29 protein-coding genes are annotated in these 24,064 nt (G+C 61.7%); 15 read left to right on the plus strand and 14 right to left on the minus strand.

Annotated features, from left to right (window positions below; all coding sequences use genetic code 11):
- Nucleotides 1–69: 69 nt before the first annotated feature.
- Both GPJ75_RS20950 and GPJ75_RS20955 read left to right on the plus strand, forming a co-directional pair.
- Nucleotides 70–435 carry a DUF2200 domain-containing protein gene (locus GPJ75_RS20950; RefSeq protein ID WP_163270990.1) on the plus strand — a complete coding sequence of 122 codons (366 nt, stop codon included), beginning with the start codon at nt 70–72 and terminating at the stop codon, nt 433–435.
- 85 nt (nt 436–520) lie between these two features.
- Nucleotides 521–862, plus strand: a complete 342-nt coding sequence (locus tag GPJ75_RS20955) for a 4a-hydroxytetrahydrobiopterin dehydratase (RefSeq protein WP_163270992.1) — start codon at nt 521–523, stop codon at nt 860–862.
- A gap of 228 nt (nt 863–1,090) precedes the next feature.
- Here the strand turns inward: GPJ75_RS20955 and GPJ75_RS27620 are convergent, their stop codons facing one another.
- Both GPJ75_RS27620 and GPJ75_RS20965 read right to left on the minus strand, forming a co-directional pair.
- The gene (locus tag GPJ75_RS27620; protein ID WP_205602595.1) at nt 1,091–1,231 is read right to left on the minus strand and encodes a hypothetical protein; all 141 of its coding nucleotides are present in this window, start codon (nt 1,229–1,231) and stop codon (nt 1,091–1,093) included.
- A gap of 1 nt (nt 1,232) precedes the next feature.
- A complete protein-coding gene (locus tag GPJ75_RS20965; protein ID WP_163270994.1) occupies nt 1,233–1,658 on the minus strand; it encodes a hypothetical protein in 426 nt (141 codons plus the stop codon).
- Between the two features lie 135 nt (nt 1,659–1,793).
- Between GPJ75_RS20965 and GPJ75_RS20970 the strand changes: the two genes are divergently transcribed.
- The 6 genes from GPJ75_RS20970 to GPJ75_RS20995 are packed head-to-tail and all read left to right on the plus strand — an operon-like array spanning nt 1,794 to nt 7,108.
- Nucleotides 1,794–2,477, plus strand: coding sequence for a (2Fe-2S)-binding protein (locus GPJ75_RS20970; RefSeq protein WP_246249164.1), 684 nt, complete (start codon nt 1,794–1,796; stop codon nt 2,475–2,477).
- A 4-nt stretch (nt 2,478–2,481) separates the two neighbouring features.
- Nucleotides 2,482–4,896 carry a xanthine dehydrogenase family protein molybdopterin-binding subunit gene (locus GPJ75_RS20975; protein WP_163270996.1) on the plus strand — a complete coding sequence of 805 codons (2,415 nt, stop codon included), beginning with the start codon at nt 2,482–2,484 and terminating at the stop codon, nt 4,894–4,896.
- A gap of 22 nt (nt 4,897–4,918) precedes the next feature.
- Complete coding sequence (locus tag GPJ75_RS20980) at nt 4,919–5,908, plus strand: FAD binding domain-containing protein (protein WP_163270998.1); 990 nt, start codon at nt 4,919–4,921, stop codon at nt 5,906–5,908.
- Nucleotides 5,909–5,911: 3 nt separating this feature from the next.
- Nucleotides 5,912–6,058 carry a hypothetical protein gene (locus GPJ75_RS20985; protein ID WP_163271000.1) on the plus strand — a complete coding sequence of 49 codons (147 nt, stop codon included), beginning with the start codon at nt 5,912–5,914 and terminating at the stop codon, nt 6,056–6,058.
- A gap of 52 nt (nt 6,059–6,110) precedes the next feature.
- Nucleotides 6,111–6,713: a cytochrome b/b6 domain-containing protein gene (locus GPJ75_RS20990; protein ID WP_163271002.1), complete on the plus strand. Its 603-nt coding sequence runs from the start codon at nt 6,111–6,113 to the stop codon at nt 6,711–6,713.
- Nucleotides 6,710–7,108, plus strand: coding sequence for a hypothetical protein (locus GPJ75_RS20995; RefSeq protein WP_163271004.1), 399 nt, complete (start codon nt 6,710–6,712; stop codon nt 7,106–7,108). The genes GPJ75_RS20990 and GPJ75_RS20995 overlap by 4 nt, the downstream gene beginning before the upstream one ends.
- 34 nt (nt 7,109–7,142) lie before the next feature.
- Here the strand turns inward: GPJ75_RS20995 and GPJ75_RS21000 are convergent, their stop codons facing one another.
- From GPJ75_RS21000 to GPJ75_RS21030, 7 genes are all read right to left on the minus strand, one after another.
- A complete protein-coding gene (locus GPJ75_RS21000) occupies nt 7,143–7,529 on the minus strand; it encodes an RES domain-containing protein (protein ID WP_163271006.1) in 387 nt (128 codons plus the stop codon).
- A gap of 125 nt (nt 7,530–7,654) precedes the next feature.
- Nucleotides 7,655–8,425 (minus strand): ABC transporter permease, encoded by a 771-nt coding sequence (locus tag GPJ75_RS21005; protein WP_246249165.1) that lies wholly within the window; start codon nt 8,423–8,425, stop codon nt 7,655–7,657.
- A complete protein-coding gene (locus GPJ75_RS21010) occupies nt 8,422–9,123 on the minus strand; it encodes an ABC transporter permease (RefSeq protein ID WP_163271008.1) in 702 nt (233 codons plus the stop codon). The genes GPJ75_RS21005 and GPJ75_RS21010 overlap by 4 nt, the downstream gene beginning before the upstream one ends.
- 68 nt (nt 9,124–9,191) lie before the next feature.
- Complete coding sequence (locus GPJ75_RS21015; protein WP_205602596.1) at nt 9,192–9,965, minus strand: ABC transporter ATP-binding protein; 774 nt, start codon at nt 9,963–9,965, stop codon at nt 9,192–9,194.
- A 24-nt stretch (nt 9,966–9,989) separates the two neighbouring features.
- Nucleotides 9,990–10,667, minus strand: a complete 678-nt coding sequence (locus GPJ75_RS21020) for a GntR family transcriptional regulator (RefSeq protein ID WP_163271010.1) — start codon at nt 10,665–10,667, stop codon at nt 9,990–9,992.
- 12 nt (nt 10,668–10,679) lie between these two features.
- Nucleotides 10,680–11,609 (minus strand): ABC transporter substrate-binding protein, encoded by a 930-nt coding sequence (locus GPJ75_RS21025; protein ID WP_163271012.1) that lies wholly within the window; start codon nt 11,607–11,609, stop codon nt 10,680–10,682.
- A 54-nt stretch (nt 11,610–11,663) separates the two neighbouring features.
- On the minus strand, nt 11,664–11,858 hold the full coding sequence (locus GPJ75_RS21030; RefSeq protein ID WP_163271014.1) for a hypothetical protein: 195 nt from the start codon (nt 11,856–11,858) through the stop codon (nt 11,664–11,666).
- A gap of 155 nt (nt 11,859–12,013) precedes the next feature.
- Between GPJ75_RS21030 and GPJ75_RS21035 the strand changes: the two genes are divergently transcribed.
- Both GPJ75_RS21035 and GPJ75_RS21040 read left to right on the plus strand, forming a co-directional pair.
- Nucleotides 12,014–12,784 carry a cyclase family protein gene (locus GPJ75_RS21035; RefSeq protein ID WP_163271015.1) on the plus strand — a complete coding sequence of 257 codons (771 nt, stop codon included), beginning with the start codon at nt 12,014–12,016 and terminating at the stop codon, nt 12,782–12,784.
- Between the two features lie 10 nt (nt 12,785–12,794).
- The gene (locus GPJ75_RS21040; protein ID WP_163271017.1) at nt 12,795–13,754 is read left to right on the plus strand and encodes a fumarylacetoacetate hydrolase family protein; all 960 of its coding nucleotides are present in this window, start codon (nt 12,795–12,797) and stop codon (nt 13,752–13,754) included.
- Between the two features lie 674 nt (nt 13,755–14,428).
- On the opposite strand, the gene GPJ75_RS21045 is transcribed toward GPJ75_RS21040, so the two are convergent.
- From GPJ75_RS21045 to GPJ75_RS21065, 5 genes are all read right to left on the minus strand, one after another.
- On the minus strand, nt 14,429–15,157 hold the full coding sequence (locus GPJ75_RS21045; protein ID WP_163271019.1) for an SDR family oxidoreductase: 729 nt from the start codon (nt 15,155–15,157) through the stop codon (nt 14,429–14,431).
- Between the two features lie 27 nt (nt 15,158–15,184).
- Nucleotides 15,185–15,736, minus strand: coding sequence for an AAA family ATPase (locus tag GPJ75_RS21050; protein ID WP_163271021.1), 552 nt, complete (start codon nt 15,734–15,736; stop codon nt 15,185–15,187).
- Nucleotides 15,733–16,638 carry an ROK family protein gene (locus GPJ75_RS21055; RefSeq protein WP_163271023.1) on the minus strand — a complete coding sequence of 302 codons (906 nt, stop codon included), beginning with the start codon at nt 16,636–16,638 and terminating at the stop codon, nt 15,733–15,735. The genes GPJ75_RS21050 and GPJ75_RS21055 overlap by 4 nt, the downstream gene beginning before the upstream one ends.
- Nucleotides 16,622–17,527: a tagatose-bisphosphate aldolase gene (locus GPJ75_RS21060; RefSeq protein ID WP_163271025.1), complete on the minus strand. Its 906-nt coding sequence runs from the start codon at nt 17,525–17,527 to the stop codon at nt 16,622–16,624. Before GPJ75_RS21060 ends, GPJ75_RS21055 begins: the two co-directional genes overlap by 17 nt.
- A 120-nt stretch (nt 17,528–17,647) precedes the next feature.
- Nucleotides 17,648–18,604, minus strand: coding sequence for a sugar-binding transcriptional regulator (locus GPJ75_RS21065; RefSeq protein WP_163271027.1), 957 nt, complete (start codon nt 18,602–18,604; stop codon nt 17,648–17,650).
- 163 nt (nt 18,605–18,767) lie between these two features.
- Here GPJ75_RS21065 and GPJ75_RS21070 point away from each other — a divergent pair, with 163 nt between their 5' ends.
- The 5 genes from GPJ75_RS21070 to GPJ75_RS21090 all read left to right on the plus strand — a co-directional run bounded on the left by GPJ75_RS21070 (nt 18,768) and on the right by GPJ75_RS21090 (nt 23,872).
- A complete protein-coding gene (locus tag GPJ75_RS21070; RefSeq protein ID WP_163271029.1) occupies nt 18,768–19,739 on the plus strand; it encodes an ABC transporter substrate-binding protein in 972 nt (323 codons plus the stop codon).
- Nucleotides 19,740–19,777: 38 nt separating this feature from the next.
- Nucleotides 19,778–20,749: an ABC transporter permease gene (locus GPJ75_RS21075; RefSeq protein WP_205602597.1), complete on the plus strand. Its 972-nt coding sequence runs from the start codon at nt 19,778–19,780 to the stop codon at nt 20,747–20,749.
- Nucleotides 20,746–21,486, plus strand: coding sequence for an ATP-binding cassette domain-containing protein (locus GPJ75_RS21080; RefSeq protein WP_163271033.1), 741 nt, complete (start codon nt 20,746–20,748; stop codon nt 21,484–21,486). Before GPJ75_RS21075 ends, GPJ75_RS21080 begins: the two co-directional genes overlap by 4 nt.
- A gap of 128 nt (nt 21,487–21,614) precedes the next feature.
- Entirely contained in the window at nt 21,615–22,562 is a 948-nt protein-coding gene (locus tag GPJ75_RS21085) for a tagatose kinase (RefSeq protein WP_163271036.1), read from the plus strand.
- Nucleotides 22,559–23,872, plus strand: a complete 1,314-nt coding sequence (locus tag GPJ75_RS21090; protein WP_163271038.1) for a D-tagatose-bisphosphate aldolase, class II, non-catalytic subunit — start codon at nt 22,559–22,561, stop codon at nt 23,870–23,872. The genes GPJ75_RS21085 and GPJ75_RS21090 overlap by 4 nt, the downstream gene beginning before the upstream one ends.
- Nucleotides 23,873–24,064: the final 192 nt, after the last annotated feature.

Genomic DNA, 24,064 nt, shown 5'->3' on the forward strand with positions numbered 1-24,064 from the left:
GCCCGAGGGTGGGCAGCTTGATCTCAGCGACATTCGATCGGATGATCTCTGGAGAGCTTAGGAGGACGCATGGCGAAGCATCGCATCTATTCTGTCAGCGTGGTGAGCGTCTATCCCCACTATGTCGCGAAAGCGGAAAAAAAGGGACGCACGAAAGCGGAGGTCGATGAAATCATCTGTTGGCTGACGGGTTACAGCCAAGAGAGGCTAGACGATCAGTTGGCGAAGAACGCAAGCTTTGAGGACTTCTTTGCGCAAGCGCCTCAGATGAATCCCTCGCGTTCGCTGATTACAGGAGTGATCTGCGGCCTCCGCGTGGAAGACATCCAAGAACCCATCATGCGGGAAATCCGCTACCTGGACAAACTGATCGACGAACTCGCCAAGGGAAGGACGATGGAGAAAATTCTGCGAAATAGCCAGGTGGATTCCTGAAATCCGCCCATCTGAACGTCGGGCAGCATTATGCGAACAAATACCGGGTGCGTTGACCAGAGCCGGCTCCGGAAAGGAGAAACCTATGACCGAGAATATCGCCGAAAAGACCTGCACGCCCTGCCGCGGCGGCATACCGCCGTTGAGCAAGGACGCAGCCGGCGGATATCTTTCGCAGACACCAGGCTGGGACCTCCAGGATGACGGCCATCTGATCCGCCGCAAGTTCAAGTTCGATGATTTCAAACAGGCGCTGAACTTCGTCGACGCGGTCGGCCGGCTGGCGGAACAGGAGGGGCATCACCCCGACATCTGCATCGGCTGGGGCTATGCGGAGGTCTCGCTGCAGACCCATAAGATCAAGGGTCTGCACGAGAATGATTTCATCCTGGCGGCGAAGATCAACCGCCTGCCGGGGGCATCCTGAGATGCAGGTGAGGCCGGCTTAAGGATGTCGGCTTATCCGCGACCGCGCCGTTCCGAGAATTCGGTTATTCCTATCTGTACGAGGACGCGGATCCGCAGGCCGGACGTTACCCCGGCGGCTATCAACCCTGGCCAGCCGGCGCGCGTCGCCGGGCGGTCGTTGGCGTGGCGTCAGAGTGCTTCACCAGAAGCGGAGACGCTCTCTGCGGACCAGTGACGCATGTAGCCCTCACATACTCGGCGGCAAGCCTTCGCGGCTGTATGTCGCCAGCATCGTGTTATGCATCAACGTCATGATCGTCATCGGCCCAACGCTTCCGGGCACTGGTGTAATGGCCCTTCGAACAGGCGATTTCCTCCTGTGGACCACTTCAGTGGTGGCACACTTCGATGAGGGCCTTCACCCGCTCCGTCTGGCCCAGGATATCCGTGGCGCGGCTCCGGCAGCTGGCCCTATCGTCGCCGGCTTTCTCGATGAGAGCCTCCATGGTCGAGGCAAGTTCGCTGCACCCGCAGGCGGTTGCATGGTCAAAGGCGGATTGGAGCGCTTCGAGGGCCTCCTCAAGCGCGGCAGGACAGGCAAGGGATTCGTCCCGCAGTGCGTATCGCGCGCCATAGAACACCTCCAGCGATGGCAGACAATGGCGATCTGCATAGCTTGGCGAAGGACAGAAAAGTGTCATCGACACAATATAACTTGAATATACAAGTCCAGTTTTAAGACCCTTAAAGATCTGCCGCGCACGAACGGAGACGATGTTCAGAGCAGTTGTTATCACACAATTGTGTTCGCTCATGCCGAAAATCCTTTGGCACATTGTCTCCATTCACTTGAGAGTCTAGTATTCTGTCAGAGTGTGGGCAACACGCTGACGCGGCCTCATAAGGACACGCGCTCATCCTGCCAGGCCGCATGACTGGGAGGAGCACTCATGGAAACTTACGGACCCTACGATCCGACAGTCGACTATGTGCCGGGGCCGGCACCGAGGCCGAAGCACGGACGTGACGGGGAGACTCGCTCGTGGCGACCGCTGCATATGTCGCGGCGCAATTTTCTGCGTGGTGTCGTCTGTTCCGGCGTGGTGATCGGCGGATCGGCCTATCTGTTCTCCGCTACCACGCCCGCGCGGGCCGACACGCGCGCCGTCGAGCGGCTGGTACGCCTCACCGTCAACGGCCGCACCCGCAGCGTGGAGGTGGCGCCGAACGAAACACTCGCGACCACGCTTCGCTACCGCCTCGGGCTGACCGGTACCAAGATCGGTTGCAATCAGGGCGAATGCGGGGCCTGCACAGTGATCGCCGACGGGACCACGATCTATTCCTGCTCGACGCTCACTCACCGTGTCCGCGATAGCGAGATCACGACCGTGGAAGGCATTGTTGGAGAGGACGGCAGGCTGCACCCGGTGCAGCAGGCCTTCATCGAGGAGATCGGCCCGCAATGCGGTTTCTGCACGCCCGGCCAGGTCGTGAGCGCAGTTGCGCTTTTGAACCGGAATCCGAACCCGACGATCGAAGAGGCGCGCCTGGCGATGTCCGGAAACCTCTGCCGGTGCGGTGCCTACGACCACTACCTGCGCGGCGTCATGAAGGCCGCAGAGAGGGTGTGAAGCCATGGCCTACAAGCTTATTGGTAAGAATTTCATTCCGCCCGACATCGAAGCCAAGGTCACCGGCGCGGCCGATTATGCCGAGGATTTCCGCGCCGACGGCATGGCGCATGTCAAGTTCTACGGCTCTCCCATGCCGCATGGCCAGGTCAACAGCATTGACCTGAGCGAGGCGGAAAAGGTTCCGGGATTTCTCGCCGCGCTGCTGCCAGAAGAGGTGAAACAGCCCGACTCGCCGGTCGGCTTTCCGATCCTCACCAGCGAGCCGACCTATTTCGGTCAGCCGATCCTGGCGATCGCGGCCGAGACCGAACAGGCGGCTGCCGACGCCATCGCCGCGGTTCGGGTGGACATGGAACTTCTGCCCTTTGTGACCGACCCACTTGAAAGCCTTCAGCCCGATGGGCCGAACGCGCTCGGCGGCTTGAACGTCGCTGGCCGCGACATCGACGCTCAGGAACTGAAGTGGTCGGGCCGCGAGTTTGCCCTGGCCGGCGAGAATGCCCTGCCTCGCGGCGAAGCGCCCGTGGAATGGAGCTTCGGCGACGTGGAGGCCGGTTTTGCCAATTCCGCCGTCATCGTCGAGGAAAGCTTCGTGCATGCCTCGAACGCCCATCATGCGATGGAGCCCCGCTCCGCTGCGGCCTACTGGGAGGGCGGCAAGTGCCATGTCTGGGGATCCACCCAGTCGACCGCCTTCGCGCAGCCGGGCCTTGCCAACCTGATCGGCATCGAGCTGTCGGATCTGGTCCTGGTTTCGGAGTTCTGCGGTGGCGGCTTCGGCGGCAAGGGCACGACCTACCCGCTGATGGCCCTTCCGGCGGTAGTGTCGCGCAAGCTTAACGGCCGACCGTGCCTGCTGCGCGTCACCCGCAACGAGGAATACAACAACGGCTCTGCCCGCGCCGGCTTCCAGGGCTGGGCGAAGCTCGGCTTCAGCCAGGAAGGGCGCATGCTGGCAGCTGACATCTATGTCGTCCAAGATCTCGGCCCGACCTCGGGCTTTCCGGACTTCAACAATGTCGGGTCTGCCGCCGTCATCGTATTCCAGCCTGAAGCGGCCCGTTTCCGCGCCACGCCGGTGCTGACCAACACAGTGCCCAAGGGTCCGCAGCGCGGTCCTGGCGAAAACCAGGCGGCGAACATGCTGGAACCGCTTCTGGACAAGGCCGCGCGCGAACTTAACATCGACCGGCTTGCGCTCAGGCTCGCCAACGCGCCCGGCGGCGGCGTCGGCGCCAAATACGGTCACGAACAGGGCCCGGTGACCTCCGCCTACCTGAGGGAGGCTCTGGAGATGGGTGCGGAGGCCTTCAACTGGACAGAACGCTCGAAACAATCCGGCATGCGCAACGGCTCCAAGGTGCGCGGCTACGGGATCGGAGAGGCCTATCACACCGCAGGCTCGAGCGGCTTTGACGGGCTGGTGCGCATCACCCCCGACGGGATGCTGCACGTGCACACCGGTGTCGGCAATCTCGGGACCTTCTCCTATGCCTCGACCTCGCGCATCGCCGCGGAGGCCCTCGGCTATGAGTGGGACCACGTCGTGCTGGAGTATGGCGGCACCACTAAGCATGTGCCATGGAATCTCGGCCAGTTCGGGTCCAACACCAACTTCACCATGGCGCGGACGAACTATGTCGCCGCGATGGATGCCGTCCAGAAACTCAAGGAGATCGCAGCCGCCACCCTGGGTGGTAGCGCGGAGGACTACGAGCTGAAGGACGAGCGCGTGGTGAAGACCGACGACGAGAGCGTCGGCATGTCCTTCGCCGAAGCCGCGCAGAGGGCCATCGAGATGGGCGGCCGGTACGACGGTCATGAGATTCCCGACGATATCCACCCGATGACCCAGGCCTCCGCCAGCGCCATCGCCGGTACAGGTCTGATCGGCGTAGCCAAGGACAACCTGCCGAAGGATGCCACGGTTCCGGCTCTGGCGGCCGCATTCATCGAGGTGGATGTCGATGTCGAGACCGGAAAGTACGAGATCCTCGACTATCACTGCGTCGCCGACTGCGGCACGGTCATCCATCCGATGGGGCTGGCCGCGCAGGTGCGCGGCGGTGCGATGATGGGCTTCGGCCTCGCCACGTCGGAGCGGCACGTCTACGACCCGCAATATGGCCGGCCCAACGCCCAGGCGCTCTATCAGGCCAAGCCACCAACCTATCTGGACATGCCCGCGCAGATGAACTGGGCGGCGGTTGACCAGCCCGACACCCAGAGCCCGATGGGCACCAAGGGCATCGGCGAGCCGTTGGAAGGGGCTGCCTCCTCGGCACTGATCTGTGCCATCTCGGATGCGCTTGGCGGACACCTGTTCAACCGGACGCCGGTCGTGACCGACATGATCCTGAATGCTGCCGAAGGGCGGCCGCAGTCCCACAAGCCGCTTGCCACGAACACCGTGTGAGCGAGCGCGGGAGGAGGACATAATGACTGACGTGATGCACAATTTCGAGCTCTTCCAGCCGGCCACGCTGGCGGACGCTCAGGCCATCCTCGGCGATCACGAAGATGCCTGGATCATTGCCGGCGGCATGGACAGCCTCGACTGGTTCAAACACCGGGTGAAGCAACCCTCGGTGGTCGTCGACATCGCCAACATTCCCGACCTGCACGGCATCCGCGAGGAGGACGACGGCGGCCTTTGGATTGGCGCGACGACCACGCTCACCGAGGTGAACGAAAGCGAAGCGGTGCAAAGCCGCTTTCCCGTTCTGGCGCAGGCGGCGCTTCGGGTCGCCTCGCCGCAGATCCGCAACAAGGGAACCATCGGCGGCAATGTCTCGCAAGACACGCGCTGCACCTACTATCGCGACGGTTTTCCCTGCTACAGGGCCGGGGGCAACACCTGTTACGCCAACACGCCCACGGCGATGAACCGCGAGCACGCGCTTTTCGGCGTGAGCCGCTGCGTAGCGGTGACGCCTTCGGATACGGCGATCGCGCTGAGCGCACTGGAAGCGATGTTCATCGTCGAGCGGCACGGAAACCGGCGCGAGGTGGCGGCCGCTGATTTCTTCATTGGCCCCGATATCGACATCACCCGCATGACCATCCTGGAGCCGGGCGACATTCTCGTCGGCATCCGCGTTCCCGGCAAATGGGCCGGATCGCGCCAGTATTTCGAGAAGGTGGCCGACCGTAACACGTGGGATTTCGCGCTCGCCAACATCGCCATGGCGGCGACCGTGGACGCTGGCGCGATCTCGGATATCTCGATGGTCTGCGGTGCTGTGCAATGCACGCCGCGAAGGCTGACCGACGTGGAGAGCCTGGTGCGCGGGGAAACCCCGGGCGAGGAACTGGAAACGCTCATCAAACGCGTGGCGGCGAGGGGCGCAGAACCCCTGAACTTCAACCACTTCAAGGTTCCGCTGATGGAAAACCTCGCCGTGCGTGCGATCCGGTCCTTGGCGTAGGCCATGGAGTTTCTCCGGTATACGCAGGACGCCTTCGGCCAAAGGATGCTCGTCGGTGTGAACTGGGATATCCTGTGGCTTCCGGTCGCGGCTGCCGCCGCCGTGATTGTCCTGCATCTTGTCATAAGGACGCTGCGCCGGGCGGGCTGACCTTCCGCCCGGCTCCACTACTTCCTCGGCAAAATCCAAAGGAACAGAACGCATGAACACTCCGATCCGGCATCAGAGCGTGCGCCACCGCTTTGCCGATCGACTTTTTCACTGGGGGATGGCGGCCTGTGTCATCTTGCTGGGGGCGACCGCCTTCCTGCCGATCCTCGGATACAGGTTCGACTGGGTGCCGCTGCACTGGACCGCCGGTGTGGCGCTGGCACTTTTTGTGCTCTTCCATCTTTTTCGCGTATTCTTCATCCACGGCGTGTGGGAAATGGTCCCGCGGGGCGACGACATTCGCGAAATAGGGCGTGCCACAAGAGGTGCCGGCCGGGAGGCTCTCTCGGAGGCGAAGTACGATGCCTTCCAGAAAGGCTTTCACCTTACCGCGGCCACCACCGTTCTGGTTCTCCTGGCAACGGGTCTCATCATGCTCGCCAAGATCGACACGACTTTCTGGCGGCGCGATCCGTCGATCCTGACCGACTACACCTGGGGGATCATCTACGTCATTCACGCGGCCGCGGCCTTGGTGCTGCTGTTTCTGTTCATCCTTCACGTCTACTTCGCGCTCCTTCCCGAGCACAGGAGCTTTCTTTCCGCCATGATCAGCGGACAGGGGCCAGAAAAAGCTAGAAAGGGCAATTCATGACCGACCGGATGACGCAAGCCGCTGCAATGCGTGACGCCTTCGACCGCATTGAGGAATCCTATGAGTTCATGCTGGCCTATGCCGCCCAGGGCAGGAAGCACGAGATGGTGGAAGGCAGCGGCGAAAGCCAGATCCGCCGCTACCTCAAGCGCTTCAGCGCAGCGCTCGACGATCTTGAAAAGGCGCTAGATCAGGGGCTGGGCTTCCCGGACGGCGCGGCATTCGGCGAACGCTTCCGAACCGACCTATCAGTCGTGCGTTCGGTTCTTGCCATCTTGCTGGCGCAGCCTTCCATCACATCGGACATGATCGACAACACAAACGGCCTGATCGCCATGCGGTCGCTGCTTACAGGCGTCTTCTTCACCGATCAGGCGGTTTTGCCATCGCGCTGAGCATGGAACTGCGGAGCATCGTTGGGAACCTAGGTCATCGCCAGATGCTGCATTCGCGCCACCAAACACACCGCGTGCCGTTCCTGACATGGAAGTATTTGATTCCTGCCCATTCGATGATTGTGCGCGCACCGGTCGGCCTTTGCGAACGCTGGTGATGGAATCGATCGAACTCCTCCTGCAGGAGCAGGCGCTCGGATTTCCCTTCGAAGCGATCGCGGATGATGGTCGCCGCGACCGCCGTTTTCACGTCCTGCGCCAGATACAGGAGCTTGAATTTGTCCCGTGGACTCGAAAAGCGGGTCTTGCCGAACTCCATGCCAAGTGGAGTCGCCGTATGCTCTCGGGCGAGGATGCGCACGTAGTCATCTACACGAACCCGAACGACCAGCCTCTGCAGAATCTGTTGATCGAGCGTCATTGGGCAGCGAAATACGCCGCGGCGGCATCGACAACTTCATCTACGCGATCCTGTTTCAGCAGATCGATAGGTTTGCGTCCACCTAGAACGGGATTGCGGATGCGATTTTCGGGCTTCGGGACCGATCAGTTCGCCGCCGATTTCCATTTCAGCGCGCGCGCCTCGACGAGATTCATAATCAGGCTGCTGGCGTATCCCATCAGGCCAAGCACAACGATTCCCGCGAACATCTTCGTGCTCGCGAAGGCGCGAGAGGTTGCGAGGAGCCATTGCCCCAGTCCTTCGCTGCCGGTCAGCATTTCGCAGACGACCGCAAGGATCAGTGAGACGGTCAGGCTCAGGCGCATGGCCGCCAGAATGTCCGGCATGGCGCTGGGTAGGCTGATTTTCCACAAAACCTTGTGTTTGGGCATGGCGAGGGCTTGGGCAACCTCGATCAGGAGCGGCTCGACGCTTACGATGCCATGTGTAGTGGCCAGCAAAAGCGGCCAAAGCGCACCGAAGGCAATAACGCCAAGGATCATGCCCTCGGAGAGCCCGATCACCGCAATGAATAACGGAATGAGCGACGAGGCAGGCAGGGGCCGCAAGGTTTCCAGCATCGGGGCGACATAAATGCGCAGTTTTTGTGAACTACCAACCAGCGCACCAAGGGAAATGCCAGCAAGACAGGCAAGAAACCAGCCAAAAAACATTCGCCGCAACGTGGCAAGGCTGGCATCGAGAAGCACGCCGTTCTGCATGCCGGTCACCAGTGCGTCAAACGTCTTCTCCGGGAGTGGCAGGAAGATTGGCGGCACCAGGCGCGCACTCGCAACAAAATGCCATAGGCCAATCAGAGCAAGCGCCACTAGAAGCGACAGCGCAAAGGAGGCGATCTGGGTGAAGCGGATCATTCGCTTCCTCCTCCGCCCGGCAGGCTATGCCTGAACAAGCGGTTCTGCGTTGTCAGCAGCACTTGATTGATACCCGCGCCCACCACGCCGGTCCAGATCAGCGTTGCAAGCATCACTTCGGGGCGAAAGCTGATCTGCGCCGCTAGGATCGCCGCGCCAAGGCCGTAGGGGTTTGCCGCCACCTCAACCGTTATGGCGACAATCATCGCGACGCCGGCGGTCAGCCGAAGCGAAACGAACAGTCGTGGCAGGATCGATGGCAGGACGATCTTAGTGGCGGACTGGAGAAGGCTCATCTGCAGCACGGTGGCAACCTCCATTAGGCGCGGCTCAACCTCGCGCACAGCCGCCCGCGCCAGGACCATCGCTGGCCACTGGGTGGTGAAGGCAACGATGGTAATTTCCATCCGCGTGCCAAACCCGAAGACCATCATGGAAAGCGGAATGAGAGCAACCGAGGGGATAAGTCGGACCGACTCTACGCTGATCTGCATGGCACGATCGAACCAGCGCCAAAGCCCGAAGGCCGCACCCAGAAGTGATCCGAGGGTAAAGCCAATGGCAAGGCCGCCAAGTGCTGAAGACAAGGTTTGTGCCGTTTGAAGTGCAAGCGTTCCGTCCGTGACAATACCGAAAAAGCCGAGGATGACCGCATGAGGTGGCGCGAGGGTTTCGCTTGCCGTGGGAAAAGCCAGCATCAGCGCCTCCCAAAGCAGCACCAGCCCCAGCGGGACGGCAAAGGGCCGAAAATCCGGCTTTCGCGCGCTCAATGCTCGCTCCCCTTGACGAAATCGTAGAGTTCGTGGCGCAGGGCGAGGAAGCTCCGGTCTTCCTTGGTGATCAGTTGATCGCGCGGTCGTGGCAGCGGCACATCGAAGATGCGGCCGATGCGCCCGGGGTTGGGCAAGAGACCGATGATGCGATCGGAAAGATAGATTGCCTCCTCAAGATCATGGGTTACGAAATAGATGGTGACGCCGGTGCGGGCCGAAAGGTCGAGCAACTCGTCCTGAAGCGACTGGCGGGTCATTGCGTCCAGCGCGCCGAAAGGTTCGTCCATCAAGAGGACTGCCGGGTCCTGCGCCAGCGCCCGCGCGATTTGCAGGCGCTGCTGCATCCCGCCGGACATTTGCGCCGGATATTTGTCATGATGCCCGGCAAGGCCGGTCAGCGCCAGCAACTCGCTGATCCGCGACCGGCGCTCGGGGCCCGGCACTCCCATGACTTCGAGCGCGAGCGAGACATTTCCCTCGGCGGTGCGCCAGGGCAGCAGCGCCTTGCCATAATCCTGAAAGACAATCGCCGTCTCGCGTCGCGGCCCACGAACGGGCTTTCCCTCGAAGGATACACTTCCCCCGCTTGGCGCAAGAAGGCCGGCAAGCAGGCGCAGAGAGGTCGTCTTGCCGCAGCCCGAAGCGCCAACGATGGAAATCACCTCGCCTTTGAAAACTTCAAAATTGAGCCCCGAGAGAACCGTTTTACTGCCAAAAGAGACATCGACATCAGCCAGGGATATCTGTGCTGGCATGGCAGTGGACATCTGGATGCTCCTCGGGCGATGCCGTCAGTCGTCGGAAAAGACGTGGGAAGTTAGTTTGAGGTGCCTCGCCAGCGCGGCGCATGCGCTGTTCACATCACCCCCCAGAGCAAGTTCAACGAGCACCGCATGTTCCGCGATGGCGCGCTCAGGGTCCATGCCAGACACCACCAGCAAGCGACGGTAGCGGTAGGCCTGATCGTAGAGGCTCGTCTGCATATCCAGAAGCCTGTCTGATCCGCAGCCAGCGACCAGCGCGTAATGGAAGCGGCGATGCGCCTCGTCATAGGCCTCGATGTTTTCAGAAATTGGCCCTTCAAATTGCCGGATCGTTCGCGTGAGCCGATGGTCAGCCGCCACTACATGATCAATCCAGTCCGCGTGTTGGCGCTCCATGGAAAGACGCAACGCTGCTGTCTCAATGGCAATGCGGGCGGTGGTGATATCGGCGAGGTCTTCGCGCGAGATGGTGGCAACGCGAAAGCCGCGATTGCCCTCCACCACCACCATGCCGCGCCGTGTCAGCCGTGAGAGCGCCTCGCGCAGCGGCGTCAAGCCGATGCCGGTTCGCTTGGCAAGGCTCGGCAGGATGAGCCGCTCGCCCGGCGCTAGAACACCCGACAGGATATCGGAGAGCACCATCCCTTCGGCCGTGTCGGCCAGAGTGATGGCGCTTGACGATGTTCTGGCCACTGTCTGGATCACTCTCTTGCCCACTCAGTCGCGGACCATCGCGTCCACGTCGAGTTTGCCTTCGATAAGGCCCTGCTCGTCCATGACATCGATCCACCATGCGATCTGCTCGGGCGTGATTTCAGCGTCAACCACGGGCAGCACGATATCGCTAAGGATTGCCGGCGGCAGTTTCAGATAAGCACCGATCACTGCGCGCGTCTCATCGGGATTATCCCTGACGAATTGCGCACCATCGCGGATTGCCGCGCGGAACGCTTCGACCGCTTCGGGGTTTTCATCGGCCCATGTGGTGGAGACGCCAAAGAACTGCGCCGTCTGACCATCGGGAATGCCTTCGAGAAGATCCCCGATAGGTGTGCCAACACCCGCGTCCTGGATACGGCTATAGAACGGATCGACGGTGACGACCGCATCGATCGTGCCGGCATTCAATATATCCATCTGCACAGGGAATGGGGTTTCCGTGTAGCTGAGAGAATTTATATCGACCCCATGCATCAGCATGATACGCCGGGCCATAATATCAAGCACAGCCGAGATACCGGGCACGCCGACCCGCTTGCCAGCCAGATCCTCAACGCTTTCCACGCCGCTACCAGTGCGGGCTACGATGCCGACCTGCATCGCCTCACGAGACGTTACGGTCATCCCGGCGATTGCCTGAAGATCAAGACCGGCCTGAACTGCCTGAATAAAAACCGTAGGCGTGAAGGTGCCGGATTGCACACTACCCGACATGATTGCCGCCGGCAGCGTTGAATTGACCGGAACCGGAACCAGTTCGACATCAAGGCCATGCGCCTCGAAAATCCCCTTGTCCTTGGCCACATAAAGCGGTGCCGTCACGCCGTTAGGGGTGTAGGCCACCTTCATTTTCATTGCGGCCCAAGCGGGGGCCGCGCTCGCTGTCAGGCCCGCTGCTATGAATGCGATCGTTGCAAAGAATCTCATTGATATTCCACCTGTTATCCGGTCCGGCACGCCTTGTGCCGGTTGAAACCGCAATTACTTCCTGACCATCGCGTTGACGTCGCGGTCGCCTTTGACAAGACCCTGCTGGTCCATGACGTCGATCCACCATGCGTTCTGCTCGGGAGTGATAGGGGAGTAGGCAACAGTCGATTTCGTGGCGACCCAGGCAGGGCCGGCGCTCGCCGTCAGCCCGACGGCGAGCAGCGCGTTGCGCGCAGTGTGACTCATATCGGTCTCCTCCCAGAGTTTGGAGCGCCGACTATAGGGCGGCATCAATCCAGTATCAATATATGAATTGCCGGATCGTATATGTTTTTGATAAGGATGCCGAAACCCACGGTGAAGGCCGAACGTACGGGGGCTGATATGAAAGCGAGAACCCGATGAGACTTGTTGACCTGTCCCGTCCGCTTGAAAACACGCAATATGCCGATCCGCCCGGTCTGGGGCCGAAAATCCAGTATCTTTCGCACCAGGAAACCGCCGATCAGGTGCTTGGCTTCTTCCCCGGAGTCGCGAAGGAGCAGTTGCCCGGCGGCGAAGGATGGGCCGTCGAACTGGTGACACTCTCAACGCACAATGGCACGCACCTTGATGCGCCCTACCACTTTCATTCGACGATGGACGGCGGGCAGCGCGCGATCACCATCGATGAGGTGCCGCTGGAATGGTGCTGGGGACGCGGCGTCAAGCTCGACTTCCGCCATTTCGAAAACGGCTATGTTGCCGGTGCCGACGATATGCGGCGGGAGCTTGATCGCATCGGGCACGAGCTGAAGCCGCTGGACATCGTGCTGGTGAACACCGCCGCCGCCGCGCGCTATGGTGAGCCGGATTATGTGGCCTCCGGCTGCGGCCTGGGCCGCGAGGCAACGCTTTATCTGACCGAGCGGGGCGTGAAGATCACCGGCACCGACGCCTGGAGCTGGGACGCGCCCTTCGTCCACACCGCGCGCAAGGTGACGGAGACGGGGGATGCTTCGCTGATCTGGGAAGGGCACCGGGCCGGAATGGTCAGGGGATACGGCCACATGGAGAAACTGGCCAATCTCGAAGCACTGCCTGGCACGGGCTTTGAGGTGATCTGCTTTCCGGTGAAGGTCAAGGGGGCGAGCGCTGGCTGGTGTCGCCCGGTCGCTGTCATCAGGGACTGAGGGACAAGAAATGAAACTGGCAACGTTCAGAACGACACGAACCGACAAGATCGGAGCGCTTGGCGCGGATGGGAGCCATCTCGTTGATCTTGCGACTGCCGCCGAGGGGCGCGATCAGGGGGCATTCGCCTCGATGCTGGCATTGATCGAAGGGGGCGAGCGGGCTCTTGATCTTGCCCGGTCTGTCGCCGAGCGGGCCGAGGCCAGCGGCGATCATCTGCTGAAGCTCGATAGCGTAGAATTGCGTGCGCCCATCCCCGTGCCGCCCCAGATCCGCGATTTTTCCGTGTTCCCCACCCATATTCGTCAGGCGCCGGTCGGGATGCAGAAGCTCGCGGCGATGCTCGCCGGCAAGCCGATCCCCGACATATCCCCCGCACCAGATGTGCCCGAGGTCTATCGCAAGCGACCCATTTACTACATCACCAACCGCTTCAGCGTCATCGGCCCCGAGCAAGTGGTGAAATGGCCGGAATATTCACAATACCGGGACTTCGAACTGGAACTGGCAGCGGTTCTCTGGAAAACCGGCAAAGAGATCCCGGTGGAGCGCGCGGCCGATCACATTTTCGGCTATACGCTTTACAATGATTTTTCCGCCCGTGACACCCAGCTTTTCGAGATGCAGGGCATGCTGGGGCCCGCAAAGGGCAAGAGTTTCGATCTGGGTAATGCCATGGGGCCCTGCATCGTCACCCGTGACGAAATCGAGAATGTGCGTAATCTCCAAGTTACCGCGCGCATCAATGGCGAGGTCTTCACGACGGACGATTGCTCACAGATGCTGCACGGTTTCGAAGAGATGATCGCCTTCGTCTCGCAGGGCGAAACCCTCTATCCCGGTGAAATATTTGGTTCAGGCACGATCGGCAACGCTTGCGGCCTCGAACATGCCCGCTTTTTTGAGAAGGGCGATGTGGTCGAGATCGAATGTGAACCTGTCGGAGTGCTCAGAAACACCTTTGGGTGAGTGATAGCGGGTCCAGACCCTATAGAGGTGGACCCGCTTGGTGAGACAGTTTGGCGGCCTGGCTAAGGTGGATCGAGTTGACGGCGATACTGTAGGGCGGCAAGAAGATGAGCCAGCCCCGTCGCCCTGCTGACGGCTTCGCCCTTGAGGCTCCTTGGGGGTGGTCCCGGTTTCGTCGGCGAATACCAGCCTATGCAACTCACGCATCCGAAGATTGTGCTTCGGTTGCCACTCGCGGCGTTGTAGGTGCGAAGTGTGCAAAGTCGCGTACTCGAACCCGAACGACGAGTCTCGGTCGGCGTGACCCTGGCTAGCCTCGTCGCACAGGGTAGGGGACGCCAAGGGTCACACAGGAACTGCAAGCGAATGCCGGTATCGGTAGTTGCGAGCCTTGGCGACGACCGAGGCCGACATTCCCGAGCGATCCGTTGCGGTCCTGCCGAGCTTCGAGTTTGCGCAGGAGCTCCGTCAGCATACGCGTGTAGCCGCCGTCCTCGATGGCTTGAACGATCTCCCGCATGGCCTTTCGATTCTTCCCAGTTCGGCGCGGTCGGCTTCTCCGATGGAGCGGCGCTCGCGATTGAGCCGGTTGGTCTCCTCGGCATACGCTTTCGGGCAGGTTGGCGAGCGAGCCGGCGCTGAGGCGAAGAGCCTCCTTAGTTCCTCTCATCGGCTCAACAGGCGGTGAAGCCACCATCGATGGGCAACGATACGCCAGAGATCATCGAGGCGCCGTCGCTCAGCAGGAAGGCGATAGGCGCCGCTATCTCTTCTTCCGTCGCCCAGCGGCCGAGGGGCATCTGCTTCAGGAACGGTTCGCCGATCTCGGGGCGACCCCAGTAGAACGCCGACATCTCGGTCATCACCACCGTGGGATGCACGCCGTTCACCCGAATACCATGAGGCCCGAGCTCCAGCGCCGAAACGCGCGTAATGTTGTCCAGTGCCGCCTTGGACGAGCCATAGGAAATATGGCCCTTCAACGCGACCAGAGAGGCCTGACTGGACACGTTGACGATCGCGCCGCCCTTGCCGAGCCGGATCATCGTGCGTGAGGCGTATTTGGTGACCAGAAGAGCGCCACGGGTGTTGACCGAAATCACCTTGTCGAACACGTCGATATCGGTCTCCATCGGCGTTGCGATCTCGCCGCCGAAACCGCCGCAATTGACCACGCCCCACAGATCCAGGTCGCCTATCGCGTCCCGCACACTGTCCTCGGAAGTCAGATCGAAGGCTACCGTCCGGCAGCCGGTTTCGTCGGCAAGCGCCTTGAGCTTTGTTTCATCGCGGCCGCTGGCGATTACATCGGCGCCCTTGGCGACCAGATGCCTGACCGTTGCCGCTCCGATGCCGCCGGTGGCTCCCGTCAACAGAATGGGGCCTTTGTCGTACGATGCCATCTACGCTCCTCCTCCAGGTGGAATTTGCTAGGTGGGCGAGCTCAACAGGTCGCGGACCTCGCCAAGCACCCGCGGATCGACGGGCTTTTCCGTGTCGATCTCCACGACGGGGCCGATGGCGAAGGGCTTTGCGCGCTTGGTGAGTTCGAACAGTTCATCGGCGTAGGATGCAGGCAGATGCCCCGTGTGCCGGCCGGCAGTCCGGGCACGATAACGCGCGGCGGCGGTTTGCGGGGTCACCCGGCACCAGAGTTCGATCACCCGTTCGATCCGCGCGCACGCGATGTGATCGCGCAGAACGCTTTCGGGCTGAAACCCGTGCCACGCGTCGATCACCGGCACCAGTCCGTCGGGAAAAGCTGCCACCGTATTGAAGATGGCGTGATAGCTGGCCCGGCCCAGCATCCGGTTATGCTCGCGGTCGCCGGTTCCCACATGAACGAAGAGCCCCTCCTTGACCGTATCGAGGCTTAGAGGCACCGCGGCGATGCCCGCGTCATGAAGTGCCTGGGTCAAACGCGCGCTAACGGTCGATTTGCCGCTGGCTGGCACGCCGTTGACGATGATCGCCTGCCTCATGCCGCCGGTCCTCCTTCCGCACCGCGCACCGTTTGAAGAGCGCGAAAACCCGCTCCGATGACGCCCGCGTCGTCGCCCAGCGATGCCGCCTCGACAGGCATTTCGAACCATTTGCTCCGCCGGGGCAACCGTTCGAGCGCACGTGTCATCTCGGCACCAAGCCCGCCGCCGATGAGAACGAGGCGCGGATCAGCCACGGCGACAAGGGATTCGATCGCTCGCCGTAACGGGCTGGCCCACTGGTCGAGCACGACTGCCGCCAAGCGATCCCCCGTCCTGGAACGTGCGAGAAGATCGTCCGCGCGGATTCCTTCAGGCAGACCGGTCTCCGTGATCAGGCGGCCAAGCGCCGTGCCTGAACTGAAAGTTTCGACACAGCCGGTCCGCCCGCAATTGCACCGAGGCCCATCGCTGGCGACGACGATATGCCCGAATTGACCCGAAAAACCGCCCCCATACCACGGGGTGCCGTCCTTCAGCGCCGCGCCGCCGATCCCGGTGCCCACGGTTATCATGAAGATCAGGCCCTGCGCGCCTTCGGGGCGTGCTTGTCCTTCGGCGATCAACGCCATGGTTGCATCGTTCTCGATCCGGCAGGGCAGGCCCGTCCTGCGCGTGATCAGGTCAACCAGATCCAATCCTGCAATATCGAGGTAGCCTGCGGATCTGATCTTGCCCGAGTTGCCGTCCACCCTGCCTGGAATGCCGATACCCACGGCGGTGTCGCCGTCGGTTCGCAGGTCATCCACCAAGCGCAGCAACTGATCCGCAAAACCCTCCCGGTCCTGTCTGACAGGCTCGATGACGCGCTCCAGCAGCTTGCCCGCCTGGCTTATCCGGGCGACGCGGATGCGGGTTCCCCCCACATCCACACCGATGGTCGTTTCAGCCCCGGACCGCATGAGCGTCCAGAATCTTCTGGATCTGGCGAAGTCGATCGCTTGCGATCTGTTCAAGACGTGTTTCATGCGTCTTCGCGTCGAGCGAGATGCAGTCCTTCCACAAGGCACGACCTGCGATCACACCCGATGCCCCGTTGTTCATGGCGGTCTCCACCTGTCCGATAAAGGTTTCGTGGTCGACGCCGGCTGAAAGTACCGCCCAGGGCACGCCGTTGCAAAGCGCGGTGATCCGGCTGCATGCTTCGGCGGTGCCCGGATAAGGCAGTTTGAGAACCTTGGACCCCAGCTCCAGCGAGATGCGGGCGCAATCGACGATGAGATCCGGGAAGGCCTTTGCGTAGTCCGCGTCCGATTCACCGTCAAGCTGGTAGGTCAGGATTTCGACCACCAGCAGCACGTCTTCGCGCGCAAAATCGGCGATGCATTCGCGGATAATCCGGATGTTGACTTCATTGGCATCCGGGCGATCGGGGCGTAGGTACACCATCAGTTTGGCACCGGTGCCGCCTAGCACGCGCACGCGGCGGGCGTTGATACCTGGCACCAGCTTGGAGATCCGATAGCCGTTCGCGTCGGTATCCCAACCCGAGGCATCGAGTCCGATCAGAAGCCCGGTGTCACGGGCAAGAACGCCCTCATCGACGACCTTCGGCACGGCACATACCGCGTCGAGCAGTACGCAGGACGCCTTGTTCGCGAGGTGGCGGACGATGCCGGCCTTGATCACACCCAGGGTGGCCTCGTCGATCTTGGCCTGTGCCTCGGGTGTATCGGCCAGAACCTTGCGCATGCCTCCGCGTTGATCGCAGGCGACGACCATCATCAGACCACTGTCGCCGCAAATCTGCTGATAGCCGCGAAGCTCCGCAGTCGTCATTTTCGTATTCATACGGATGATCCTCTTTCAGAGTCTTGGCATGCCAACGGCCGATACCAAGGGAGATAACTTCCTCAGCACTTCCATTCAACAATAATTTACTGAAATATATTTCAGAAGTGGGCATTGATTTCACCTCCTGATGGCGGGATCCTTGCCGGTGCCTTCCAGATGGTCCAGCATCAGGCGGGCCACTCGTGTGTCGGTCACGAGCGCATTGATCATGCCGGACCGTGCCGCGCCGAGGATGGCGCGGACCTTTTCCTTGCCGATGGCCACGCCGATGCTCAGAGGGATCCGTCGCAACTGATCGCGGCTGATCGCCATGAGATTATCCTGGCCGCGCCACCGGATTTCCTGTCCGTTTTCATCGAAATAGTGCCGTACCACATCGCCCACCACGCGATGGGCGTCGTCGCTCTCGAAAGCGACATCGCGATTACTGGTTGCCCGCTGGAAATCGCCAATACCAAGGATCGCTGCATCGACACTTGACCAGTATTTCAGGATTCGCGCGATGTCGGGATCCTTCTTCAGCACTGCGCGCAGTTCCGCCGAGGCCAGCGAGGGCGCATGGAGAAAGTAGGCGTCGCCCTGCATCCGCTCGGCGGCGGTGCGCACGAACTCGTTGATCTGAAAATGCGAGGCGGTTTCGTGTATTCCTCCCATCGCCGGTACCACAATGACGTCCGGTATCCGGGGAAGCCCAGCGGCGATGACGCTCTGGACTGTGCGCCCCCACCCAATGGCGACGATCGATCCCACCGGCAGTTCAGCATCGCTCAAAAGAGCGCCCACGCTCGACGCCAACACGGCGACCTTGTCGCTTTCAACGACCCGGACGGCGCGCAGCTTCAATGCGGCACAAAGCTGATCGCCGATCTCGTCCGCCTCGTCCAGATCGGCGACATGGATCCGCACGATCCCGTCTTCGCGGGCTTGTGCCAGAAGCCGGGATACCGTTGCGGTCGAGACTCGCATCCGGCGCGAAACCTCCAATTGCGATGCGCCCTCCAGGTAATGTAGCCTTGCAGCTGTGTGCATCAGGCTTCGGTTCAAAAGCCGAGCGCCCCTGGAGCGTCTGGTCATCGTTGCCCTCCATGAAATATATTTCTGGAACTTAATTCTTGCGTCATAACTCGCGGTTGGGCAATATCAAACTCGTCGAACTTATTTGGTTCGCGGCGGGTGATGTTCCCCCGCCATCGATATTCCGGTTCGGAGGAGCCGGTTTCAAAGGGAGGAAATCTTTATGCTAAATCTCATCAGATCGACCGTGTTCGCTGCCGCGCTTGGCGTGGCTGGCGTGGCGCAGGCCCAGGAAGATATAACGATCACGCTCGTTCCGGGCCTGACGACGGATGCCTTCTACATCACAATGAACCGCGGCGCCCAGGCGGCGGCCGAGGCACTTGGTATCACGGTCGATTTCCAGGGCGCGGAAGAATTCGATCCCGTTCTGCAAACGCCGGTTCTCGACGCGGTCATCGCCCGCCAACCCGATGCGATCCTTATCGCGCCGACAGACAGCGTGCAGATGATCGAGCCGCTGCGCCGTGCGAACGATGCCGGCATCCCGGTCATCACCGTGGACACCTTCATCGAAGATGGAAAATATCAGGACGGTGCGGGAGACGGCGACTTCCCGATGTCCTACATCGCGTCGGACAATATTGGCGGCGGTCGGATGGCGGCACGCTTCATGGCCGAGCGGATCGGCGGAAAGGGCAAGGTCTACGTCTCAAACGTGCGTCCGGGCATCTCGACGACCGACCAGCGCGAGGAAGGGTTCAAGGCGGAGATGGCTGAGAACTACCCCGATGTCGAAGTCCTCGAGACCCAGTATAACGAGAACGATGCATCGCTGGCGGCATCGCAGTTCCAGGCCGTTCTGGCCCGCAACCCCGACATCGCGGGTGTGTTCGGTGCGAACCTGTTCTCGGCGCTCGGGGCAGGCAATGGCGTGGATGGCGCGCAGAAGTCCGAAGACGTGACGGTGATCGCCTTCGACGCACCTAAGAGCATCGTCGACAACATCTCGTCCGGCCTCGTCGACGCGGCTATCGCGCAGCATCCGGCGGAGATCGGCTACTATGGCGTGATGACCGCCTATGCCGTTCTGACCGGCCAGTCGGTGCCGACCTCGATCGGGACCGGGTTCACCGTCATCGACGCCGACAACGTGAACGACGAAAACATCGCCAAGTTCATCTATTCCGAATGAGGCCGAATTTGATGTTGGAGAATAATGGGACTTCATTCTTGAAGTCCCTACTCAACGCATGGTCGTGGTTGTTCCTGATCCTCATCCTCGGCTTCTTCGAACTCTATGCGCAGTTGGAAACGGGGGGCACGTTCCTTTTCCGTCTCTACACGCTTCAATCGATTGCCGTCGCTGCGTCGCAGATCCTGCTGCTGGCGCTTGGCCTGACGCTGGTCATCGTGGCGGGTCATATCGATCTTTCCATCGCGTTCACCACCGGGTTCTCCGCTGTCGTCATGGCGCTGGTCATTCGCTTCTTCGGGCCGGAGGGCGGCTGGTTGACGGTGATCCTTGCGCTTGGCGTCGGGCTCCTGGCGGCAATCGTGGTGGGGCTTATCAACGGCTGGCTTGTCGCTTTCATCAGCGTGCCGAGTTTCATCGGCACCCTCGGTACCTACGGTATCGCCCGTGGTGTCGCGCTGATCGTGGCGGGCGGCGCGACCGTGTCGATCCGTAGCGACGAGGCGCGCGAGATCGGCAACGGCATAATTCTGGGCTTCCCGGTCCCGGTATTGGTGGCGGCAGTGGTAGCGATCGTTTTCAGCTACCTGCTGACCCACACGAAGTTCGGCGTGCACACCTATGCTCTCGGCGCAAACAGGGCGTCGGTCGAACGGGCCGGAGTGGACGTCAAGAAGCATCTGGTCATCCTCTTCGTTCTTTCGGCACTCACCGCCGGCATCGGCGGGCTGATCTACACGGGCCGGTTCTCGGCCGGTGCAGCCAATGCGGGCGAGCCGATCCTGCTTTATGCCGTCGCGGCCGTGTTTATCGGCGGCGCATCCCTGACCGGTGGGCAGGGCACGGTGGTCGGCACGGTAATTGGTGCGATCATTATCGCGGTGATCCAGTTCGGCCTCGTCTTCTCCGGCCTGCCGCCCTACTGGCAGTTCGTCGCCGTGGGGCTGGTGATCATCGTCGCCGTGATTGTCGATCAGTCCAGAGACCGGCTGACGGGGGTGAGTTCATGACGGCACTCCTCAGCGCAAAGGGCCTGAAGAAACGGTTCGGAGGTAACGAGGCGGTCAAGGACGTCAGCTTCGACGTCAATGAAGGCGAATGTGTCGTGCTTGCCGGCGACAACGGCGCCGGGAAGTCCACCGTCATCAAGATGATCTCGGGCGTCTACACGCCGACCGAAGGGGAGGTGCACTTCGACGGCGTGCGCCTGACCGGCAAGTCGGCCGAAGCAATTCGGACCGCCGGGATCGAGACGATCTATCAGGATCTGGCCCTGGCGGATAATCTCGATCCTGGACTGAACCTCTATCTGGGACGGGAAAAAACCCGCCGGATTCTTGGGCTGCCGTTCCTTGCGCGGGACGAGATGCGGCGCGACGCGGTCGATGTGCTCCAGAGTCTTGGAATAGTCGTGCCGGACCCGACGGCGCCGGTTCGCGAAATGTCCGGCGGGCAGCGCCAGGCGATCGCCATTGCACGCGCGATCCATTGGCAGGCAAAGCTTGTCATCATGGACGAACCGACGGCGGCGCTGGGCGTGCCCGAGCAGCGCGAGGTTATGGCGCTGATCGAGCGGCTGAAGTTGAAGGGCGTGGGGATCATCCTGATCTCGCACAACCTGCCGGACATCTTCGCCGCCGCCGATCGCATCATCGTGCTCGCCCGTGGCGTCGTCGCCGGAGAACGCCGCCCATCCGAGACGAATGACGAAGAGATCGTGCGGATGATGATGGGCGCCACGTTGTGATGCTTCCTCCCGCATGAGGGCTGGACGCACTCGCGCCTTCGGTCGCCGAAGGCGCGGGGGCTTTTCCGAAGGCATGCTCCGCAGATGTTCGGGGCGTGCCGTGACATTCTGAACAGGCCAACGCTCCCATGACCAAGATTCTGACAGTCGGAGAAATCCTCGTCGAGATAGTCGCTGCCACTAGGGGTGACGGGTTTCGGGAAGTTCAACCGCTGACAGGCCCATATCCTTCCGGCGCACCGGCGATCTTCATCAATCAGGTCGGTCGCCTAGGGTTCGACGCCGCGATTATCGGTCGTGTGGGCGATGACGATTTCGGCCGTCTCAACATCGCGCGGCTGGCGGCAGATGGAATTGATGTCTCCGGGATAGACGTGGCTACGGGCGAGGCGACGGGCTGCGCCTTCGTCCGCTACCGTCCCGATGGATCGCGCGCTTTCGTCTATACGCTCGACGGGAGCGCCACAGCGACGCTGGCTCTGACCGATGCGGGCGAAGCCCTGATGGATAGCTGCGGGCATATCCACATCATGGGCACCGCCCTGTCGGTCCCGGGTATGGCCGGAATTGCGCTTCAGGCCGTCGATCGGGTGAAAGCGCGGGGCGGCACGCTGAGCTTCGACCCGAATATCCGCGCGGAAATGCTGAATAAGCCGGGCCTGCGCGAAAAGCTCGCGGGCCTGATCGACCGCACAGACATCTTTCTGCCTTCAGGGGACGAGATCTTCCACTTCACCGAAGCGACCGACGAAGAGGGGGCAATACACGATCTGCTATCTCGAGGGGTTGGCGAGATCGTGATCAAAAGGGGCGACAAGGGCGCGTCCTACGTCGCCCCCGGCGCACGGTTTGACGTGGCGGCCCATACGGTCGAGGAGCGCGACCCCACCGGGGCCGGCGACTGCTTTGGCGGAACCTTAGTCGCGCTGCGACTGGCAGGCGAGACGCCCGAAACGGCTCTGCGCTATGCCAACGCCGCGGGCGCGCGGGCCGTGACCGAGATCGGGCCGATGGAGGGAGCGTCCACCCGAGCCGAACTTGAAAGGTTTCTGGAAGACGCGGAGGCCCGGCGATGAGCCTGCATCCTCTTTCCGATATCGCTCGCTGGCGCGCGCGTCCCGGCCCATCCGGCCTGCCGTCGGTATGCTCGGCCCATCCGCTGGTGCTGGAAGCGGCGATGCGCGCGACCCTGCCGACCGACCTGCCGCTTCTGATCGAAGCGACCTGCAACCAAGTCAACCAGGATGGCGGCTACACCGGCATGACCCCTGCCGATTTCCGCGCGCGTGTCGAGGACATCGCGCGGGTGGCGGGCTTTCCGGCGGAACGGATCATCCTGGGCGGTGATCACTTGGGTCCAAACCCATGGAAGTCGCTGCCGGCGGCGGAGGCAATGGACAAGGCCGATGTCTTGGTTCGCGCCTATGCCGCCGCGGGATTCACCAAATTGCACCTCGATTGTTCGATGGGTTGCGCGGGGGAGCCGGTGGCGCTCGACAATGCCATGACGGCGCGCAGGGCGGCGCGGCTGGCGGCTGCGGCGGAAGAAGTGGCGCCAGGCGGCGGCATGGCCGCTCCTGTCTATGTCATCGGAACCGAAGTGCCGATCCCCGGCGGCGCGATGGAGGAACTGGGTGCCCTGGAAGTCACCACCGCTGCCGCTGCGACCGAAACGGTATCCGCCCACAGGAAGGTCTTCGAGGAGGCGGGGCTGGATGACGCCTTCACAAGGGTGATCGGTCTGGTCGTTCAGCCAGGTGTCGAGTTCGGCAATCACAACGTGATCGACTATGACCCCGCCGCTGCGCGGGAACTGAGCGCGGTTCTGGGCGATCTGCCCGGTCTGGTGTTCGAGGCGCACTCCACCGACTACCAGACCCGAGAGAACCTAGCCGCGCTGGTCTCCGACGGTTTTGCGATCCTCAAGGTCGGCCCCGGCCTGACCTTTGCGCTGCGCGAGGCGCTTTACGGTCTCGATTCAATCGCGACCGAACTTGTGCCGGAGGGCAGGGATCGGACGCTTCGGCAGGTGATGGAAACGGTCATGCTGGCCGATCCGTCGCATTGGGGGAAATACTACGAGGGCGACGCGGAGGCGCGGCGCCGTCTGCGGCATTTCTCTTACAGCGACCGCATTCGGTATTATTGGCCGAACGCCGAAGCCGAAGCTGCTGTCGCGCGGCTTTTCGATCTTCTGGAAGACCGGGGCATCCCGGAGCCGCTGATCGGCCAATATCTGGGCCGCCTGTTCCCCGCCGTCCGATCTGGCGAGGTTCTTTGCCATGCGCGGCCGCTCGTTTTGGCTTCTATCGAGTCGGTGATGCAGGGCTATATTGCGGCGTCGTTCGGACTCCATCGCGAGACGGGATCGCTCCGTCGAGGCTAGGCGCAATGAGAGCTGACGTGGACCGAGGACTCTCATATCTGGCGTTCTGCGGCACAGTGTTTGAACCAGCGGAACGCGCGAGTTGCGGATATCCCTTTCCGTTTGGATTCCGCCGTTTATACCGTGCCGGCCCGGTGGCTGACGAAATGCTTCTACGCCCTCATTGCGTCTATGTCCGCTCACGTGCGATCG

The organism is Chelativorans alearensis, from assembly GCF_010993735.1.
In the GTDB taxonomy this organism is placed as follows: domain Bacteria; phylum Pseudomonadota; class Alphaproteobacteria; order Rhizobiales; family Rhizobiaceae; genus Chelativorans; species Chelativorans alearense.

Coding starts and splice junctions, on each gene's coding strand:
- GPJ75_RS20980 (WP_163270998.1), top strand. CDS start 4,919: ATGACTGACGTGATGCACAATTTCGAGCTCTTCCAGCCGGCCACGCTG.
- GPJ75_RS20995 (WP_163271004.1), top strand. CDS start 6,710: ATGACCGACCGGATGACGCAAGCCGCTGCAATGCGTGACGCCTTCGAC.
- GPJ75_RS20985 (WP_163271000.1), top strand. CDS start 5,912: ATGGAGTTTCTCCGGTATACGCAGGACGCCTTCGGCCAAAGGATGCTC.
- GPJ75_RS21085 (WP_163271036.1), top strand. CDS start 21,615: ATGACCAAGATTCTGACAGTCGGAGAAATCCTCGTCGAGATAGTCGCT.
- GPJ75_RS21000 (WP_163271006.1), bottom strand. CDS start 7,529: ATGACGCTCGATCAACAGATTCTGCAGAGGCTGGTCGTTCGGGTTCGT.
- GPJ75_RS21055 (WP_163271023.1), bottom strand. CDS start 16,638: ATGCGGTCCGGGGCTGAAACGACCATCGGTGTGGATGTGGGGGGAACC.
- GPJ75_RS21040 (WP_163271017.1), top strand. CDS start 12,795: ATGAAACTGGCAACGTTCAGAACGACACGAACCGACAAGATCGGAGCG.
- GPJ75_RS21015 (WP_205602596.1), bottom strand. CDS start 9,965: ATGTCCACTGCCATGCCAGCACAGATATCCCTGGCTGATGTCGATGTC.
- GPJ75_RS20955 (WP_163270992.1), top strand. CDS start 521: ATGACCGAGAATATCGCCGAAAAGACCTGCACGCCCTGCCGCGGCGGC.
- GPJ75_RS21045 (WP_163271019.1), bottom strand. CDS start 15,157: ATGGCATCGTACGACAAAGGCCCCATTCTGTTGACGGGAGCCACCGGC.
- GPJ75_RS20990 (WP_163271002.1), top strand. CDS start 6,111: ATGAACACTCCGATCCGGCATCAGAGCGTGCGCCACCGCTTTGCCGAT.
- GPJ75_RS21060 (WP_163271025.1), bottom strand. CDS start 17,527: ATGAATACGAAAATGACGACTGCGGAGCTTCGCGGCTATCAGCAGATT.
- GPJ75_RS21025 (WP_163271012.1), bottom strand. CDS start 11,609: ATGAGATTCTTTGCAACGATCGCATTCATAGCAGCGGGCCTGACAGCG.
- GPJ75_RS21005 (WP_246249165.1), bottom strand. CDS start 8,425: ATGATCCGCTTCACCCAGATCGCCTCCTTTGCGCTGTCGCTTCTAGTG.
- GPJ75_RS21080 (WP_163271033.1), top strand. CDS start 20,746: ATGACGGCACTCCTCAGCGCAAAGGGCCTGAAGAAACGGTTCGGAGGT.
- GPJ75_RS21090 (WP_163271038.1), top strand. CDS start 22,559: ATGAGCCTGCATCCTCTTTCCGATATCGCTCGCTGGCGCGCGCGTCCC.
- GPJ75_RS21070 (WP_163271029.1), top strand. CDS start 18,768: ATGCTAAATCTCATCAGATCGACCGTGTTCGCTGCCGCGCTTGGCGTG.
- GPJ75_RS20950 (WP_163270990.1), top strand. CDS start 70: ATGGCGAAGCATCGCATCTATTCTGTCAGCGTGGTGAGCGTCTATCCC.
- GPJ75_RS21050 (WP_163271021.1), bottom strand. CDS start 15,736: ATGAGGCAGGCGATCATCGTCAACGGCGTGCCAGCCAGCGGCAAATCG.
- GPJ75_RS20975 (WP_163270996.1), top strand. CDS start 2,482: ATGGCCTACAAGCTTATTGGTAAGAATTTCATTCCGCCCGACATCGAA.
- GPJ75_RS21030 (WP_163271014.1), bottom strand. CDS start 11,858: ATGAGTCACACTGCGCGCAACGCGCTGCTCGCCGTCGGGCTGACGGCG.
- GPJ75_RS20970 (WP_246249164.1), top strand. CDS start 1,794: ATGGAAACTTACGGACCCTACGATCCGACAGTCGACTATGTGCCGGGG.
- GPJ75_RS21035 (WP_163271015.1), top strand. CDS start 12,014: ATGAGACTTGTTGACCTGTCCCGTCCGCTTGAAAACACGCAATATGCC.
- GPJ75_RS20965 (WP_163270994.1), bottom strand. CDS start 1,658: ATGAGCGAACACAATTGTGTGATAACAACTGCTCTGAACATCGTCTCC.
- GPJ75_RS21065 (WP_163271027.1), bottom strand. CDS start 18,604: ATGACCAGACGCTCCAGGGGCGCTCGGCTTTTGAACCGAAGCCTGATG.
- GPJ75_RS21010 (WP_163271008.1), bottom strand. CDS start 9,123: ATGCTGGCTTTTCCCACGGCAAGCGAAACCCTCGCGCCACCTCATGCG.